Raw genomic sequence first — 15,725 nt, 5'->3', positions numbered from 1 at the left:
AAAAATAGGAGATATTATTATGGAATTAAAAAAGGTCGCAATTTCAGCATTAACGTGCTCACTTATGGGTATAGGTTCATTTGGAGTAGCAAATGCTGCAGATGGTAGTTTAACTCCGAATGGAAAGTGGGTAGGTGGATATTATGTTGATTGGTCTTATTGGCGTAAACCTGTTGGAGTTAAAAAAAAATATGGTTTCAGGAGAGAAGCCTAGTTTTATAACTTATGCATTTTTAAGTATTAAAAACTCTAGTGATAAATCTTCACAACAAAGCTATGGAGGTATGACTTATGGTAGTGCAGGGATTGATCGTCTTGATAATGGTATAGTATATAACTTAGATCTTAAATTAGAGCCTAATGTAAATAATAAAATTCAGAGTTATTTAAAAGATTACGCAAGACAAAATAATGTCCCTTTATTAGCTTCTATTGGGGGCTGGAGCTTTGCCTCACAATTTGACCATATGTACAATGATGCTAAGAACGCTGCTAATGGTGGTGAAATTACAGCAAATAATCCTGTAGTTAAGACATTCGTAGATTCTACTCTTAGATATGTTGAAGCTCATGGCTTAGATGGTATAAACCTTGATTGGGAATATCCTGGTTATCTTAGAGGAGGTAAGTTAAATGCTAATGTTGTTCAAGATGAGGGTAGATTCTTTACATTAATAGTTGAATAATTACGTTCAAAATTTGGTAGTAATTATTTATTAACTGCTGCAGTATGGTCAAATATGAATAAAGATAAAATTACTGCAGATGGCTCTATAAACTGGGGTGAAGTATCTAAAAATCTTAACTGGATTGATCTAATGTCATTTGATCAACATGGTGAATTTGATGCTGCTGATGGAGGTAGTGGCAAAGCACTTTCTATGACCGAAATCAAGGAACTTGAAGTTGCAATAAAATCTTATATCGATGCAGTTGTTCCTGCTAAGAAGATCATATTGGGCATACCAGCATATGCGCGCGAAATGATTGTGAAAGATGTACCTACGGCATCGAATAATTTTGGTTATAATGAAAGCTTGAAATATACTAATATAGATCAGGTGTTTAATGCATTCAAACAAAATTACTATGATAGTGGTAAATATCAATATGCTTATAACGCAAATCCTGATGCTTACAATCCTGCTGGTGGTATGGTTGATTTTAAAGGATCTTATAATTATTCATGTTTTGTTAATTTAGTTTCTGGTGGTGCTGAGCAATCAACATGTTCAGTTAATAATTCTTCTTTAGATAATCGTGAAATATGGGAGCTAAGTTACCTACAGGTCTTAAGCTTGCTTATTTAAAAGGTAAAGATGATGTAGATGATGTCGCATGGATGTATTCTGATGCAAGATGGTCTGTTGTACCTATCAAGATGGTCTGTTGTACCTATCAAGGTAACCAACTGCGTTGGTAACTTAAATCTTAACCAAACTAGGGTTTTTTGATACAATATAAATCAACTTCGTTTGATTTATATTTGACCAATTAGAACACCAACTAAAATCCAAGAGCTACTGCAGTATAAAAATGCTTGGTGGGATTATTATCAAACATATAAAGATATCATCAGAACTGAGGTAGTTGAGACAATAGTTAAGATGCTTAGCTGTGGCATCCGTGCCAGAGGTTTTCATCACTACAGCTGCTCTAACCCCAAATGCTTACACTCCAAGAATGTCACTCATAGTTGCTCATGTAGATATTGTCAAACATGTGGAGTTAAACCAACCAACGATTGGATTAATGAGCAATTAGAAACTTTGCCTAATTGTGACTGGCAACATATAACTCTAACAATGCCTGATACTTTATGGCCATTATTCAAAGATTGGAAACTTCTTAACAAACTTCCAAAGATAGCTGGCGATATTTTCAATGAAATTGCCAAGAAACAAAAAGGTATTCGTATTGGGATGTTTATGGCTATCCATACTTTTGGTAGAGCTCTTAATTGGAATACTCATCTACACATGTCAGTAACTATGGGCGGTATTAATGATAAAAATGTTTGGAAGAAAATTAGGTTTGTAAAAAAGGTGATTATGCCTATGTGGCGATATAGAGTTTTAAACTTACTCAGAGAGCATCTTACACAAACTGAAATTGACGAACAGTTTAATAAACAGTGGGTTATACATTTTGCAGAGCCTACAAATAATCCAAAAAACACAATAGCATATCTTGGTAGATATATCCGAAGACCACCTATATCAATGTCTCGCTTAAAGCATTATGATGGTAAAGAAGTTACATTTAGATATTTAGATCACAAAATATCTAAATTCAAAAATGAAACTCTAGATATGAATGATTTCTTAGATAGATTTACTCAGCATATACCTCCCAAAGGATTTAGACTCATCAGATACTTCGGCTTTCTCGCAAACTGTGTTAGAGGTAAATTGTTGCCGAAGATATATCAGATATTTAAGCAAGATCCTAAAGCTACCACTAAAACCAAATGGGCTGAGCTGTACAAAAAATCTTTTACTGTTGATCCTTTAGAATGCATATTGTGTGGTTCGCAACTACTACTCACAGGTACTGTAATTGGATTGAGCTCAAAAGATTTTATGAATCACCATGAACATCTGGCAAAAAGAAAACGAATTATTTAGCACTACAGGGATTAATTCGTCTGGAATATGGAATTGGTTAAGAATAACTTTATTTTAGTATCAAATAACTATGATAAGTGTATTTTTGTGAGCATATGAGTTTTGTCATTTTTTGATTATCTGAAATTTGGATTTTTCAGCATTTTTTACGCAATATCGAAATCGCTATTCATCAATATCGAAATCGCTATTCATGAACTTTTCTGGAGCTCCATCTCAGTCTTATGATGACTATCCAGTATTTACTTTTGATACACAACAGACTGTTAAATTTAAAATTGACAATATTGTTAAAAAGTATGATCTTGGAGGAGTATGGTTCTGGACTTTAGGTAGTGATTCATTAGAATCATCAAGTGCTGCAAAATACTCATTATTCCATGCTGCTTATCAAGCACTGAATGGAGGTACTCCTACTCCTACTCAGATCCCAGAGTATGTTGAGGAAGCTAGCTATAGTGCTGGAGATAAGGTTAGTATTAGTAATATAATATATGAATGTAATAAACCTTGGCCTTATGGTGGATGGTGTAGTCAAGCGTCTTTTAGACCAGATGGAATGTATGGTAGTAATGCTTGGACTAAGATAGGTACTGTTCCAACGCCAACACCAACACCTACTATTCCAGATTATTCTACTGGAACTAGATATAGTAAAGGTAACCAGGTTATGGTTGGTAATAGAGCATATCAATGTAAAAGCAATAGCTTATGTAAAAGAAGTTTCTTTAGACCAGGCAGTCAATTTGGTGGATTCGCTTGGAAAAGAATATAAAAAATTATATCTAAATCTTTTTTAATAGTTTCTTTTATAAATTTCAAAAGACTGATCATATCCTCCTATTTGGGGTTAATTACAGATAGCACTGTTTTTTCTGGAGTACCCATCTCAAAGGTATGTGCTACAATGGTTTTACGCTGTTTAATTTTTACTAATTTGGTCCAGTAAATTTTTAACAATCCCTTTAATATCAATGCTTTCAGCGTTCTCAGAAAAAACAAAATTTTAAGGAAAATTTATGTGATGCCACGAAAGAGGTGAAAGTCTTTTTATTCAGTCTCAGTTCGGAGTTTAAACCCTTATAAAATAAGTGTTTAATTTCGAGTAAACTCACTAAGAATTACAGTATCAAAAATCTAAGCTTAAATCATAATAAAGTAAGGTTTTTAGGATTTAATAGTTTTACTAACTCTGATTTTTTAATATTAGTTTCAGATACTGCTACATCTACAACTGACATGTTTTTTTCATAAGCTTTCTTTTGCTATTAAGGCAGCTTTTTTATAACCAACATACTCATTAAGTGCTGTTGCAAGAATGGGATTTTTTGAAAGATTTTTATTAATATTATCGAATCTTACTTTAAATGTTGCAATAGCTTTCTCTGCTAAATGCTCAGCTGAATTACCCATTAAAGATATACTTTCTAAAAGGTTGTGGGCTATAACTGGTAACATGACATTTAATTGAAATAAACCACTTTGAGCACCTGTTGTTATGCAAGTATCATTACCTATAACTTGAGCACAAGTCATACAAACTGCTTCTGGTATTACAGGGTTAACCTTACCAGGCATGATACTACTTCCAGGTTGTAAGGCTTCTAACTCTATTTCATTGAACCCTGACAAAGGACCACTATTCATTATTCTTAAATCATTAGATACTTTCATTAAACTAGTAGCCATGCTTTTTAAGCATGAAGATAGTTCTAGGCTATTTTCTTGACCACTTATAGAAGTAAAGTAATTTCTACTAGGCTTGACATCAACTGTGGTAATATCTGTAAGTACCTGTGCAATATCTTCAGCAAAATTATCAGGTGCATTAATACATGTTCCTATTGCAGTACCTCCTTGAGCAATCCTACAAAATCTAGGAATGCAATCCTCTAAACGTTGAATATTTTCTTCAAATTGATACCGCCATCCAGATATTTCTTGTGAAAAATCTATAGGCATAGCATCCATTAAATGCGTTCTTCCTGTTTTAACACATCCTCTTAAATGATTTTCTTTTTCTCTGCATATTTCAATAAGCTTTTTTAGTTTTGGCAACAAATTATTTTTTACTAATAATAGTGATGAAACTGTTATGGATGTAGGTATTACATCATTGCTACTTTGACTCATATTTACATCATCGTTAGGGTCTAATAATATATTGAATTTTTCTTTTGCTATACCTGAAATGACTTCATTGACATTCATATTAGTACTAGTACTAGTACTAGTACTAGTACCAGAACCAGTCTGAAATATATCCAACGTAAATTGATCCAAATAATTATTAGATCTAAGTTCTTCACAAGAATTTTGTATAGCATTGAGTTTTTTATCAGATAATTTATTAGATTTATTATTAACAATAGCTACTGCTTGTTTTATATAAAGTACAGCATCTATAAACTCTTTTGACATTTTTAAATTACTAATTTTAAAATTATTTATAGCTCTCTGTGTTTGAGCCCCATATAAAACGCTTTCTTTAACATCAACATCACCTAAACTATCTGTTTTAATAGGCATATCTCAAACTCCTTTATGTTTAAATATAAAAAGTTACAACTTTCAGAAAAATATTTTTTCTATAGACTTATATATTGCCATGCTACAGGAAAACATCTTCTTAACTTTTCATGTGAGAATGTATAGTTAAAAAAAGAAGCCCAAAAATAATAGAGAAACAAGAAGCTAATAAAATAGCAAGTTTTATGCTATTCATAAATTGCTCCTGTGAAGCCAGATTGGCAATAAATAGTGCCATTGTGAATCCAGCTCCTGCTAGTATTGCTCCTCCAATTAATAATCCCCAATTTAGATCGGATGGAAACTTAGCAATTTTTGTAACTATAGCCAGCCAGCTAAATAATAATATACCAATAGGTTTACCTAATACAAAAGCCACGAATATAGAAAATATAAGATAGCTATTTATATTATTAAATGAAAGAGTTATGCTAGCGTTTGCTAGTATAAAAAGTGGAAGTATAACAAAATTAACCCATGGATGTAGAATTACTATTAATCTTTCTATAGGCGATAATGATTCACGAATAGCTATTTCAGCCATATATAAGGTATGCCTATCTTTAGTATCATAACTATTTTCCTTATTTGTAGGATGAGAAGTTACATTATTAAGAATATTATATAATCTTGTATCATCAACCCATCTTCTAGAAGGAGTCATTAAACCTAAAATTACTCCCGCAATCGTAGCATGAATTCCAGAAACATCAAATAAAATCCATATTATACATCCGATGACAATATATATTTTTAGATCACGAACACCAACTATACCCATTAAACGAATTATGATTAATACACTTACTGCTAGTATAATTATCAACCAATATAAATGATGACTATAAAAAAAAGTTACTACAAGTATAGAACATACATCATCAACAATAGCTAAAGAAAGAAGAAAAATACGTAAGCTATTATTAATTCGAGAACCTAATATTCCCAAAGCTCCGACTACAAGAGCTGTATCTGTCACCATTACAGTACCCCAAGAAGATATTTCAGGTCTACCCTGTAGTAAAATAACATAAAATATTACAGGTATTAACATCCCACCTAATGCTGCCAATGTGGCAAAAATCCCTTCACGAAACTTATCTATTCCACCAAAAGCAAAATGTCTTTTTAACTCCAAAGATATTATGAAAAAAAATAGAGTCATTAACCCATCATTAATCCATTCTTTTATTGATTTTGAAAAATCATAAGAACTTATATGAACCCCAAGTTTTGTTTCCCAAATTTGACTAAAACTATTAGCCCAAGGAGAATTTGATAAAATTAAAGCTACTATTGTAGAAAATAATAGTATTAATCCACTTATAGCTTCTATATGTAGAAAGCGAGATAATGGATTTGATAGTTTGTTTATAAATTCTTTAGGTAAGCGTACTGACTTTACCTCAGAGTCATGTATTTTACTCATGTTGAGAACCTTTATATTGATAACTTGTTAGCAGAACATATGATAACTAAAACGTTAGATTCATTATTGTAGATATAGTGCGTTTTTATAATAAAGTTTTTAGTTCTCTTAAATAATCTTTTGTTTTTCTTAAACCTTCTGATTGATTATTACATATCTCTGGTCTCATATTTTGATTTTGTGCATCCATCTCTGAAGAACAATCTATAGCATTTTGTTCAAGTAAATATATTTTTCTCTTTTTATTAATTCCCATTCTATATATTAGATTTGCTTCTTTTAGCATATTCATTTGTTCACCAGCTTAAGGTATCGTTTGCAGGTAAACTAGCTACCAATTAAACGACCGTTTTCTTGGTTATTAAGATATTATGACATTTTAGCATAAAATTAACAAATAAACTCATTGCAAAAAACTAAATGAGTTTGTATCATCATTTTTATCTTTATTTATACATATTTTAGCTTTATGTTAATTGGTTACGCTCGTGTCTCAAAAGCTGATGGTAGTCAGATTCTTGATTTACAAATTGATGCTTTAGTAAAAGCAGGCATTAATCAAAAAAGAATTTATAGTGATCATGCGTCTAGCCGTAAAGATTCAAGACCAGGATTAGAATCATGCCTTAAAGCATTACAGCCAGGAAACACATTAGTTGTTTGGAAACTTGATCGTCTAGGTAGAGATATGAAGGACTTAGTAACCTTGGTAGATGAGTTACATGAATCAGGTATTAACTTCAAAGTATTAGAAGGTCATGGTGCTCAAATAGATACCACTACAGCTAATGGTAGACTTATATTTGGTATATTTGCATCGCTTGCCGAGTATGAGCGTGAGCTAATAAGAGAAAGAACTTATGCTGGTTTAGCAGCAGCACGAGCTAGAGGTAGAAAAGGTGGTCGTCCCTCAAAAATGGATAAAGCTACCTTGAGAATGGCTATGTCTGCAATGTCTGATAAAAATACTATAGCTTCTGATATAGCTAAAAGATTAGGTATAACAAACTACCACACTATATAAATATGTAAATGGTGATGGCTCTCTTAAAGCTGCTGGAGAAAAGATAATAAATAATGGCAATTCATAATAGTTTAAAAATACTAAATAAGGGAGAAATAGCTGAGTTATTTGATATCCCCAAAATTGATGCTCAAGATCGAGAGTTATTCTTTGAACTGACTATTGAAGATGAAGAGTACTTATCTACCCAATCAGAACTTATAAATAAGCTCGATTATATTTTACAAATTGGCTATTTCAGAGCAACACGTTATTTTTATAAGTTTAAGTTTGCTGATGTAATTGAAGATGCTCAGTATATCATTAATAGATATTATTCTAGACAAGCTATTCCTAAAAGGCTAGTTGATAAAAACAAGTACTATGCAGCCCAGCATTTTATTATGAAAATATATAATTATCGACGATGTGATTCAGAGTTTCAAATTGAACTAGCTAGACAGGCAAACCGTTTATCACAAAGAGATTTAACACCTAGATTTATTTTTGATTAACTTTTGCACTATTGTGAGCAGCATCAAATAATACGACCTAAATATTCAACTTTACAAAGTATTGTATCAAAAGCCATTCTTAGAGAAGAAAATAGACTAGTAGTGAAACTCGGGAGTTTACTGAATAAAGAGTCAAAAGATACACTAGACTCTCTAATTTCTAATGATAATACGATATCTAGTTTAGCTTTGTTAAAGCAAGATGCTAAAAGCTTTACAACTACAGAAATGGAGGCAGAACTAGTTAAACAAAAAAGATTGTTAAGGTATATAAAAAATCAAAACATGTTCTTCTATATCTTGGTCTTTCTAGGCAGAATCTTAATTATTATGCTGATATCTGTGAATACTATAGCACGTATAGAATTAATGAAATAAAGATTAAAAAAGCTCGTTTGCTTATTATATGCCTAATATGGCAAAGGTTTATGAAAATAACTGATCATTTGATAGATTTTTTCATCTACAAATTAAACTGGTATGAGACAGAAGCTGAAAAGCATGCTAATGATCAAATATTAGAAGCAAAAGTTAAAGTAGATAAGAATATAAAGAAAGCGGCTAAAATTATAAAAATTGTAGGTGATGAGAATGTTGATCCAATAAGTATTAGACCAAATTGTTTTAACATAGTGAGCCAAGAGAAGTTTAGTAAGTTTACTAATAACTTCGCTAAACCAATTTTGGATCAACAACAATATCTTTGGGAGTTTTACGATGATGAAAATGGGTCAATAAAACGTAACTTACGTAATATTGCACTATCTTTTGACATTGATTTTGGCAATCAAGATAATCTTAAAAAAGCATTCGAATATGTTAAAGATTATTGGCAAACTGCTGATAAAAATAAAGCCCCCATAGCCGAAGACGTTCCTATTAATTTTATTAGCAAATCAAAACACAAATATATTATATATAAAAAATTAGTTAAGCCCACCTCTAAAAAAGTGAGAAAGCTTGCTCATATAAATATTAGAAGATATGAAATGGCAATTTATCAAGCTTTATCATCAGCCATTACAAGTGGTAATATTTTTATTCAAGTAGTGTTAACTACCGTAGCCTAGAGTCAGAAATAATCAAAAAAGCAATCTGGAGTAAGGATAAATCTAATATATTAAAATCATTATCAGATTGCATAAATACTGACGATATTTCCAGCATATTAGCTGAACTTAAAGAGGAGCTTTCAGATCAGTATAAGGATGTTAACCAAAGAATTAAATCTAAAGAAAATGAGTATATCAAAATTGATGAAAATGGTGGTAAAGTTACTTGGCGTTTACCCTATAAGAGAGAAGATGATTCTGCGGATAACCCATACTATGAGAAGTTTACATCTACAGGAATATCCGAAGTTATTGATTTTGCAGCCAATAATACTAACTTCTTTGACAGCTTCAAGCATATATTAAATAAAGGATCTAAATCAAAACCTCGTAATAAAGATCTCAAAGCATATTTGGTATCTCAAGGAGAGGCTATTGGGCATAAGAAAGTAGCTGAATCTTCAGATGTTAGCTATCAAAACCTAATAGATATTGAAGGTAAGTTTATAAGAGTAGACTCACTTGTAGAAGCTGGAGATATTATTATAGATGCAATTTCAAAGCTACCAATATTTAAATATTATAATCTTTCAGATTATGGTATACATGCTAGTTTAGATAGTCAAAAAATAGAAATAAAATACCAAACAATTTTATCTAGATACTCAACTAAATACTTCGGCTATGGAAAGGGAGTTGTTTCATATAGCCTAATAGCTAATCACTTACCAGTTAGCACTAAGATTATTGGTGCTAATGAGCATGAAAGTCATTATGTTTTGGATATTATTTATAATAATAGTAGTGATCTGAATATTACTACAGTCTCTGGCGATATGCATTCAGTAAATAGAGTAAACTTTGCACTATTGAAGTTATTTGGTTACAGCTTTATGCCTCGAATGCCTTCTATAAATTTAAAGGCTGAGCACTCATTAGTTGCCTTTAAAGGCATGAAAAGCTTTAAAAATGATCTTATAAAACCATCTTACACTGTTGATGAAGCGTTAATTATTAGTGAGTGGGATGAGATTCAAAGAATATTAGCATCTATAGCTAAAAAAGATACTTCACAGAGTACAATTATCAAAAAGCTATCATCGTACTCTAGAAAAAATAGGACTCTTAGAGCTCTTACTGAATTTGATAAAATAGTTATGAGTATTTATGTTTTAAAGTATATTGATGATATTCAATTACGTAGAAATGTTCATCGTGCACTTAACCGTGGAGAAGCATTCCATCAGCTTAGAAAAGCACATTATTCCAAGTTAATGGCAAAAAAATACTAGGGAAATCAGAAAATTAACTAGAAATAAGTAATCAGTGTAACAGAGTGTTAGCTTGTTGTATCATTTACTATAATGCATGCTTGCTTTCTGAGTTATTAGAACATGTTGAAAGTGAAAATAATAAAGAATTGGGTGATCAAATTAAGAAACTCTCACCTGTAGCATGGCAACATATTATCTTACTTGGAAATTTTGTTTTTTCTGAAGTTACTGAAAACATTGATATTAAAGGGATTGTGAAAAATGCACTGGACAAAATTAGTAAAAATTAAGCAGTGTCTAACCATTGTAGCACATATCTTTGAGATGGGTGATTCAGAAAAATCAGTGCTATCTGTAATTAACCCCTATTTGGGACACTTAGGTGTTAAGAAAAGGAGACAAGATGAGATATACAAAAGAGTTTAAAGATGAAGCTGTTAAATTATGTTTACAACCAGATGCAAATAGACGAGAAATAGCAGATAATTTAGGGGTTAAATATAAAACCATTTGCAGTTGGATATCCAAAGCCATGTCAAACCCTCAGAAAGAAATAAAGATAGATTATAAAACGCAGTACCAGCAACTATCTTTTGAAAATACTGATTTGAAGAAAAAACTCAAACAGGCAGAAACAGAGCGTGAAATACTAAAAAAGGCACAGCGTACTTTGCAAAGCAAAATCTGTAAGGTACGCCTTTATTAAGGAGCATTATAAAGTTATGCCAGTAACAACACTATGTAAATCTTTGAATGTGAGCACATCTTCATATTACAGATGGATTCATAAACCTATAGGTAAAAGGCAATATAATGATGCTGAACTAGATGATGCTATTTTAATGAACATAAATCTAGATATGGAAGTGTTAGGATATACAAAGAGCTTAAAGATATGGGTTGGAAAGTTACTCAACCTAGAGTATCTAAACGTATGAAATTACTTGGTTTACATGCTAAAGCGGCTCGTAAGCATAAGAAAACTATAGATTCTAACCACAACAAACATGTTTCTGATAATTTATTAGAACAAAACTTCACTGCTTTATCTGTAAATCATAGGTGGGTTACAGATATAACTTATGTACCTACACAAGAGGGGTGGCTGTATCTTTGTGTGATTATACACTCTGATAAAGGGTCACAGTACTGTAGCAAACAATATCAAGACATTATTAAAGAACACTGGCTACTATCAAGTATGAGCTCTAAAGGATGCTGTTACGATAATGCTGCTTGTGAAAGTTTCTTTGGAACTTTAAAAGTAGAGTTAGTACATGATGAAAGCTATAAAACTAGAGAAGAAGCTAAACTATCAATATTTGAATATATTGAAGCTTACTATAATACAAAAAGGAGACATTCTACAATAAATTATATGACTCCATATCAATTTGAATATATAATGGAAAATGAAGTAGTAAACTGTCACAAATTGACGGGGTAGATCAGCAAATGTTGATTTAGCTAAAGTGAAAGTGCAGATTGCACGTCAGCAAAGTCGTTTAGTTAGAGCACCGACAGATGGTGTTATTGTTGACCGTATTCATGGTCTTGGAGGTGTGATAGTCAAATCTACAGATGCTTTAGCAACAATTGTACCAGATAGTAAGTCAAGGATAGTCGAGCTATGGTTAAATAGTATGGATATTCCATTAGTGAGTGTTGGTGATAAAGTGATGTTGCAATTTGAAGGCTGGCCAGCAATACAGTTTAGTGGTTGGCCTCAAGTTGCTATAGGAACTTTTGAGGGAGAAATTATATTTATTTCTCCACAAAATAATGCTCAAGGACAATTTAAGATTTTTGTAAAACAAAGTGGTAAACGTGATTAGCCGTCTCCGGAAGTGCTTAGGTTAGGTACAAAAGTTCATGGTTGGGTGTTGTTGAATAATGTTAGTCTAGGATATGAATTATGGCGCAGGTATAATGGTTTCTCAATAAATTTAAATAGCAGTGAGCTTCGTATTGGTGTTAATAAAAATAAAGTAGTGAAGAAGTCAGTGACTGTCAAAGAGCAAATAAATAGCCAGCCATCAAATATAAAATAACACTGTATATCTTTCTTTATTTTTATGAGTATCTTATAATTCCAAAGGTATTTATTTCTAATAATTTATTTAGGTGTTTAAATGGACAAAAAATTAGTAAAACATATTGCTAAGTTATCTAGTTTTGATTTGACTGATGCACAGCTTGAGCAATATACACAAGATCTGACAAATATCTGTGAGATTTTAGATACGGTCAAAGATTTTGATGCGCAAGGTGCCAAACCTATGGTTTCACCTATTAGTATGGATTTTAAATTTCGTGAAGATATTCCACAAGATCAAGATAATAGAGCAAGTTTTGATAAATTTGCTTGTGAAATTGTTGACGATTACTTTATGGTGCCACAGGTTGTTAAATAGGATGAACAATGTCATATATTAAAAAAATAAGAGCACGTCTAGACAATGGCGAGATAACTTCAGTTGAGTTAGCTAGGCAGTATGTAACTAAGATAAAAGATCAAGATAAGCAAATAAACTCTGTGATTACTTTGTGTGAAGAGCAGGCTATAAAAGAAGCTCAAGAAGCTGATCGTGTTATATCTGAAGGTAAACAAGGGCTACTAACAGGAATTCCTATTTTGCATAAAGATCTTTTTTGTACTAAAGATATAAGAACTACAGCCGCATCAAAAATGTTAGATAATTTTATTGCTCCTTATGATTCTACAGTAACTAAGAATTGTAAAGACCAAGGGATGGTAACTCTTGGAAAGGTTAATATGGATGAGTTTGCTATGGGTTCTACTAATGAACATAGCTACTATGGTGCTGTAAGTAATCCTTGGGACTTAGAAAGAGTACCTGGTGGGTCATCAGGAGGCTCTGCTGCTGCAGTGGCTGCTGGGTTTGCACCAGTTAGTACAGGTTCTGATACGGGAGGTTCTATTAGGCAGCCCGCCAGTTTTTGTGGTTTGACAGCAATGAAGCCAACATATGGTAGCACGTCTAGGTTTGGTATGGTTGCATTTTCATCATCGTTTGATCAGGCTGGGATATTTGGCCACTATGCAGAAGATGTTGCTATTATGTTAGATACTATTGCTGGAGAATGTGAGTTTGATTCTACTTGTGTAGGAGTTGAGATTAATCACTTTACTAAAGATTTAGAGAAAGATATTGCTGGGAAAATAATAGGTGTAGATAAGAGCTTGATCAAGGACTTACCTACACGAGTCCAAGAAGCAGTGCAAAAAACTTTAGAAAAGCTAAAAGGATTGGGGGCTGAGATTAAATTTGTAAAAGTTCCAGACTTAAAAGAGGCTTTATCAACTTATTACATTATTACTCCAGCAGAAGCGGCTGCTAATTTAGCTAGATATGATGGTATTAGGTATGGTTATCGTAACCCTGAAGCTAAGGATTTAGATGAATTATATATAAAATCACGCACAGATAGCTTTGGTGAGGAGGTTAAGCGTAGAATTATGATAGGAAACTATGTGTTAGCATCTAGTCAATATGATTCATACTATAATAAAGCTCAGCAGTTACGCAGAGTAATGACAGATCAGATTAATAAAATCTTTGCTGAAGTTGATGCTATATTTATGCCGGCATCGCCGAGTGAGGCCTTCAAAAAAGGTGATAAACTTGACCCTGTTTCAGCTTATTTATCTGATATTTACACAATTACAGCAAATATTTCTGGTTTGCCTGCTATATCATTCCCAATTGGTTTTGCAAATGGTTTGCCTGTTGGTGGACAGCTTATGGCAAAAGCATTTAATGATAATGTTTTAACGCAAATAGTAACACAGTACCAAAAGCATAATGGTGTTGAAGAATTTATCTTAGAACAAGCGAGGATTTAAATAGTGAATTGGGAAATGGTAATAGGACTAGAAGTTCACATTCAGTTAAGCACTAAATCTAAGCTGTTTTCAACTTCAGCTACAAAATACGGTCAACATCAAAACACGCAAGCAGCATTTTTGGATTTGGGTTTACCAGGGACATTACCTGTAATAAACAAAGAAGTTATTCATAAAGCAACGATGTTTGGCTTAGCAATAGATGCAAAAATTTCAAAAAATAGTTTTTTTGCACGTAAGAATTATTTTTATCCAGATTTACCTAAAGGTTATCAGATAAGTCAGTCGACAAACCCTATAGTGCAAGAGGGTAGTCTAGATATTGAGACTTCAAAAAGCCAAAAAACAATCCGTATAGAAAGAGCTCATTTAGAGGAAGATGCTGGTAAGTCTATCCATGGTTATATTGCTGGTGAAACTGGCTTGGATTATAATCGTGCAGGGACTCCTCTTTTAGAAATTGTGACGCATCCGGATTTTAGGTCTGCTGAAGAGGTTTCTGTGTATCTGAAAAAGCTACATCAATTGGTTAAGCACTTGGGAATTTGTGATGGTAATATGCAAGAAGGTTCATTTAGGTGTGATGTAAATTTATCTATCAGACCAGAGGGTCAATTAGAGTTTGGTACCCGTGCAGAACTAAAAAATATTAACTCATTTAGATTTATTGATAAGGCCATTGAGTATGAGTATGCTCGTCAAATGGCTGTAGTAGAGTCTGGAGGTAAAGTTGTTCAAGAGACTCGACTTTATGATGCTGATGCGAATGAAACACGTTCTATGCGTGCAAAAGAAGATGCTTTTGATTATCGTTACTTTCCGGATCCTGATCTTTTACCATTAATAATCACAGATGAATATATTAACAATATAAGAAAACAGATGCCTCTTAAACCAGAAGAGCGTGAAGCATTATATTGTAAGCATCTAGCGGATCAGGAAGTAGAGTTTTTATTATCAAATCTTGAAGTAGCGGACTACTATGATAGAGTTGCATTGGTAATAGGACATAAACCAGCGTATAATTGGGTAACAGTTGATTTGATGTCAATGTTAAATAGAGCTGAAAAAGAGTTCGCTGCTGATGTAGTTCCGGCTGAGGTTTTATTGGATATTATTAACAATGTGCAAAAGGATGTTATTTCACAAGCTAATGGTAAAAAAGTTATAGCTGATTATATTGAGTCAGCTGATTCGGTAGAAGCTATTATTGAGAAATTGGGCTTAAAGCAAGTTTCTGATGAGGGAGCTATACGTGAGTTAGTTCAAAGTATAATAGTCGCTAATCCGCAGCAGGCAGCAGATTTTAAGGCAGGTAAGACTAAGCTAATGGGCTTCTTTGTTGGTCAAGCTATGAAAGCAAGTAAAGGCAAAGCAAACCCTAAACAGGTTAATCAAATAGTTCAAGAAGAGCTTAATAAATAGGAA

Annotated in this window: 19 protein-coding genes and 2 pseudogenes; 18 read left to right on the top strand and 3 right to left on the bottom strand. The window is 32.5% G+C overall.

Going from position 1 to position 15,725, the window contains the following annotated elements; genetic code table 11:
• Positions 1–19: 19 nt before the first annotated feature.
• The 5 genes and pseudogenes from CDV26_RS12315 (at position 20) to CDV26_RS11150 (ending at position 3,402) form a co-directional block, all read left to right on the top strand.
• Positions 20–214, top strand: a complete 195-nt coding sequence (locus CDV26_RS12315; protein ID WP_157671620.1) for a hypothetical protein — start codon at positions 20–22, stop codon at positions 212–214.
• Positions 144–1,310, top strand: a pseudogene (locus tag CDV26_RS13385) (glycosyl hydrolase family 18 protein). The gene CDV26_RS12315 and the pseudogene CDV26_RS13385 overlap by 71 nt, the downstream one beginning before the upstream one ends.
• Positions 1,268–1,423 (top strand): hypothetical protein, encoded by a 156-nt coding sequence (locus CDV26_RS12310; RefSeq protein WP_157671617.1) that lies wholly within the window; start codon positions 1,268–1,270, stop codon positions 1,421–1,423. Before CDV26_RS13385 ends, CDV26_RS12310 begins: the two are co-directional and overlap by 43 nt.
• Positions 1,424–1,493: 70 nt before the next feature.
• The gene (locus tag CDV26_RS11155) at positions 1,494–2,627 is read left to right on the top strand and encodes an IS91 family transposase (RefSeq protein ID WP_157671630.1); all 1,134 of its coding nucleotides are present in this window, start codon (positions 1,494–1,496) and stop codon (positions 2,625–2,627) included.
• Positions 2,628–2,820: 193 nt separating this feature from the next.
• Positions 2,821–3,402 (top strand): hypothetical protein, encoded by a 582-nt coding sequence (locus tag CDV26_RS11150; RefSeq protein ID WP_088773322.1) that lies wholly within the window; start codon positions 2,821–2,823, stop codon positions 3,400–3,402.
• A gap of 473 nt (positions 3,403–3,875) precedes the next feature.
• Here the strand turns inward: CDV26_RS11150 and CDV26_RS11145 are convergent, their stop codons facing one another.
• From CDV26_RS11145 to CDV26_RS11135, 3 genes are all read right to left on the bottom strand, one after another.
• Positions 3,876–5,156, bottom strand: a complete 1,281-nt coding sequence (locus CDV26_RS11145; protein WP_245806457.1) for a class II fumarate hydratase — start codon at positions 5,154–5,156, stop codon at positions 3,876–3,878.
• Between the two features lie 100 nt (positions 5,157–5,256).
• On the bottom strand, positions 5,257–6,585 hold the full coding sequence (nhaA, locus tag CDV26_RS11140) for a Na+/H+ antiporter NhaA (RefSeq protein ID WP_088773321.1): 1,329 nt from the start codon (positions 6,583–6,585) through the stop codon (positions 5,257–5,259).
• Between the two features lie 85 nt (positions 6,586–6,670).
• The gene (locus tag CDV26_RS11135) at positions 6,671–6,877 is read right to left on the bottom strand and encodes a hypothetical protein (RefSeq protein WP_088773320.1); all 207 of its coding nucleotides are present in this window, start codon (positions 6,875–6,877) and stop codon (positions 6,671–6,673) included.
• Between the two features lie 177 nt (positions 6,878–7,054).
• On the opposite strand from CDV26_RS11135, the gene CDV26_RS11130 reads away from it, so the two are divergent.
• From CDV26_RS11130 to gatB, 13 genes and pseudogenes are all read left to right on the top strand, one after another.
• Positions 7,055–7,609 carry a recombinase family protein gene (locus CDV26_RS11130; protein ID WP_476701693.1) on the top strand — a complete coding sequence of 185 codons (555 nt, stop codon included), beginning with the start codon at positions 7,055–7,057 and terminating at the stop codon, positions 7,607–7,609.
• Positions 7,610–7,662: 53 nt separating this feature from the next.
• Positions 7,663–8,103, top strand: coding sequence for a DUF4158 domain-containing protein (locus CDV26_RS11125; RefSeq protein WP_088773319.1), 441 nt, complete (start codon positions 7,663–7,665; stop codon positions 8,101–8,103).
• Positions 8,104–8,106: 3 nt separating this feature from the next.
• Positions 8,107–8,481, top strand: a complete 375-nt coding sequence (locus CDV26_RS11120) for a hypothetical protein (protein WP_088773318.1) — start codon at positions 8,107–8,109, stop codon at positions 8,479–8,481.
• 50 nt (positions 8,482–8,531) lie between these two features.
• The gene (locus CDV26_RS11115; protein ID WP_088773317.1) at positions 8,532–9,173 is read left to right on the top strand and encodes a hypothetical protein; all 642 of its coding nucleotides are present in this window, start codon (positions 8,532–8,534) and stop codon (positions 9,171–9,173) included.
• An 8-nt stretch (positions 9,174–9,181) separates the two neighbouring features.
• Entirely contained in the window at positions 9,182–10,447 is a 1,266-nt protein-coding gene (locus tag CDV26_RS11110) for a Tn3 family transposase (RefSeq protein WP_088773316.1), read from the top strand.
• Positions 10,448–10,527: 80 nt separating this feature from the next.
• Positions 10,528–10,719: a Tn3 family transposase gene (locus CDV26_RS13745; RefSeq protein WP_276328721.1), complete on the top strand. Its 192-nt coding sequence runs from the start codon at positions 10,528–10,530 to the stop codon at positions 10,717–10,719.
• A 92-nt stretch (positions 10,720–10,811) separates the two neighbouring features.
• A complete protein-coding gene (locus CDV26_RS11100) occupies positions 10,812–11,135 on the top strand; it encodes a transposase (protein WP_157671387.1) in 324 nt (107 codons plus the stop codon).
• A 16-nt stretch (positions 11,136–11,151) separates the two neighbouring features.
• Positions 11,152–11,367, top strand: a complete 216-nt coding sequence (locus CDV26_RS12305) for a hypothetical protein (RefSeq protein WP_088771820.1) — start codon at positions 11,152–11,154, stop codon at positions 11,365–11,367.
• On the top strand, positions 11,325–11,876 hold the full coding sequence (locus CDV26_RS11095; protein WP_088773314.1) for an IS3 family transposase: 552 nt from the start codon (positions 11,325–11,327) through the stop codon (positions 11,874–11,876). The genes CDV26_RS12305 and CDV26_RS11095 overlap by 43 nt, the downstream gene beginning before the upstream one ends.
• Before the next feature lie 7 nt (positions 11,877–11,883).
• A pseudogene (locus CDV26_RS11090) lies at positions 11,884–12,480 on the top strand (HlyD family secretion protein); the annotation flags it as partial.
• An 81-nt stretch (positions 12,481–12,561) separates the two neighbouring features.
• Positions 12,562–12,843: an Asp-tRNA(Asn)/Glu-tRNA(Gln) amidotransferase subunit GatC gene (gene gatC, locus CDV26_RS11085; RefSeq protein ID WP_088773313.1), complete on the top strand. Its 282-nt coding sequence runs from the start codon at positions 12,562–12,564 to the stop codon at positions 12,841–12,843.
• An 8-nt stretch (positions 12,844–12,851) separates the two neighbouring features.
• Positions 12,852–14,297, top strand: coding sequence for an Asp-tRNA(Asn)/Glu-tRNA(Gln) amidotransferase subunit GatA (gene gatA / locus CDV26_RS11080; RefSeq protein WP_088773312.1), 1,446 nt, complete (start codon positions 12,852–12,854; stop codon positions 14,295–14,297).
• Between the two features lie 3 nt (positions 14,298–14,300).
• Positions 14,301–15,722: an Asp-tRNA(Asn)/Glu-tRNA(Gln) amidotransferase subunit GatB gene (gene gatB, locus CDV26_RS11075; protein ID WP_088773311.1), complete on the top strand. Its 1,422-nt coding sequence runs from the start codon at positions 14,301–14,303 to the stop codon at positions 15,720–15,722.
• Positions 15,723–15,725 lie beyond the last annotated feature (3 nt).

It is taken from the genome of Francisella halioticida, assembly GCF_002211785.1.
Taxonomy (GTDB): Bacteria; Pseudomonadota; Gammaproteobacteria; order Francisellales; family Francisellaceae; genus Francisella; species Francisella halioticida.
Note: the sequence above shows the minus strand (reverse complement) of the source record. Positions and strands in the feature narration are given on the sequence as shown.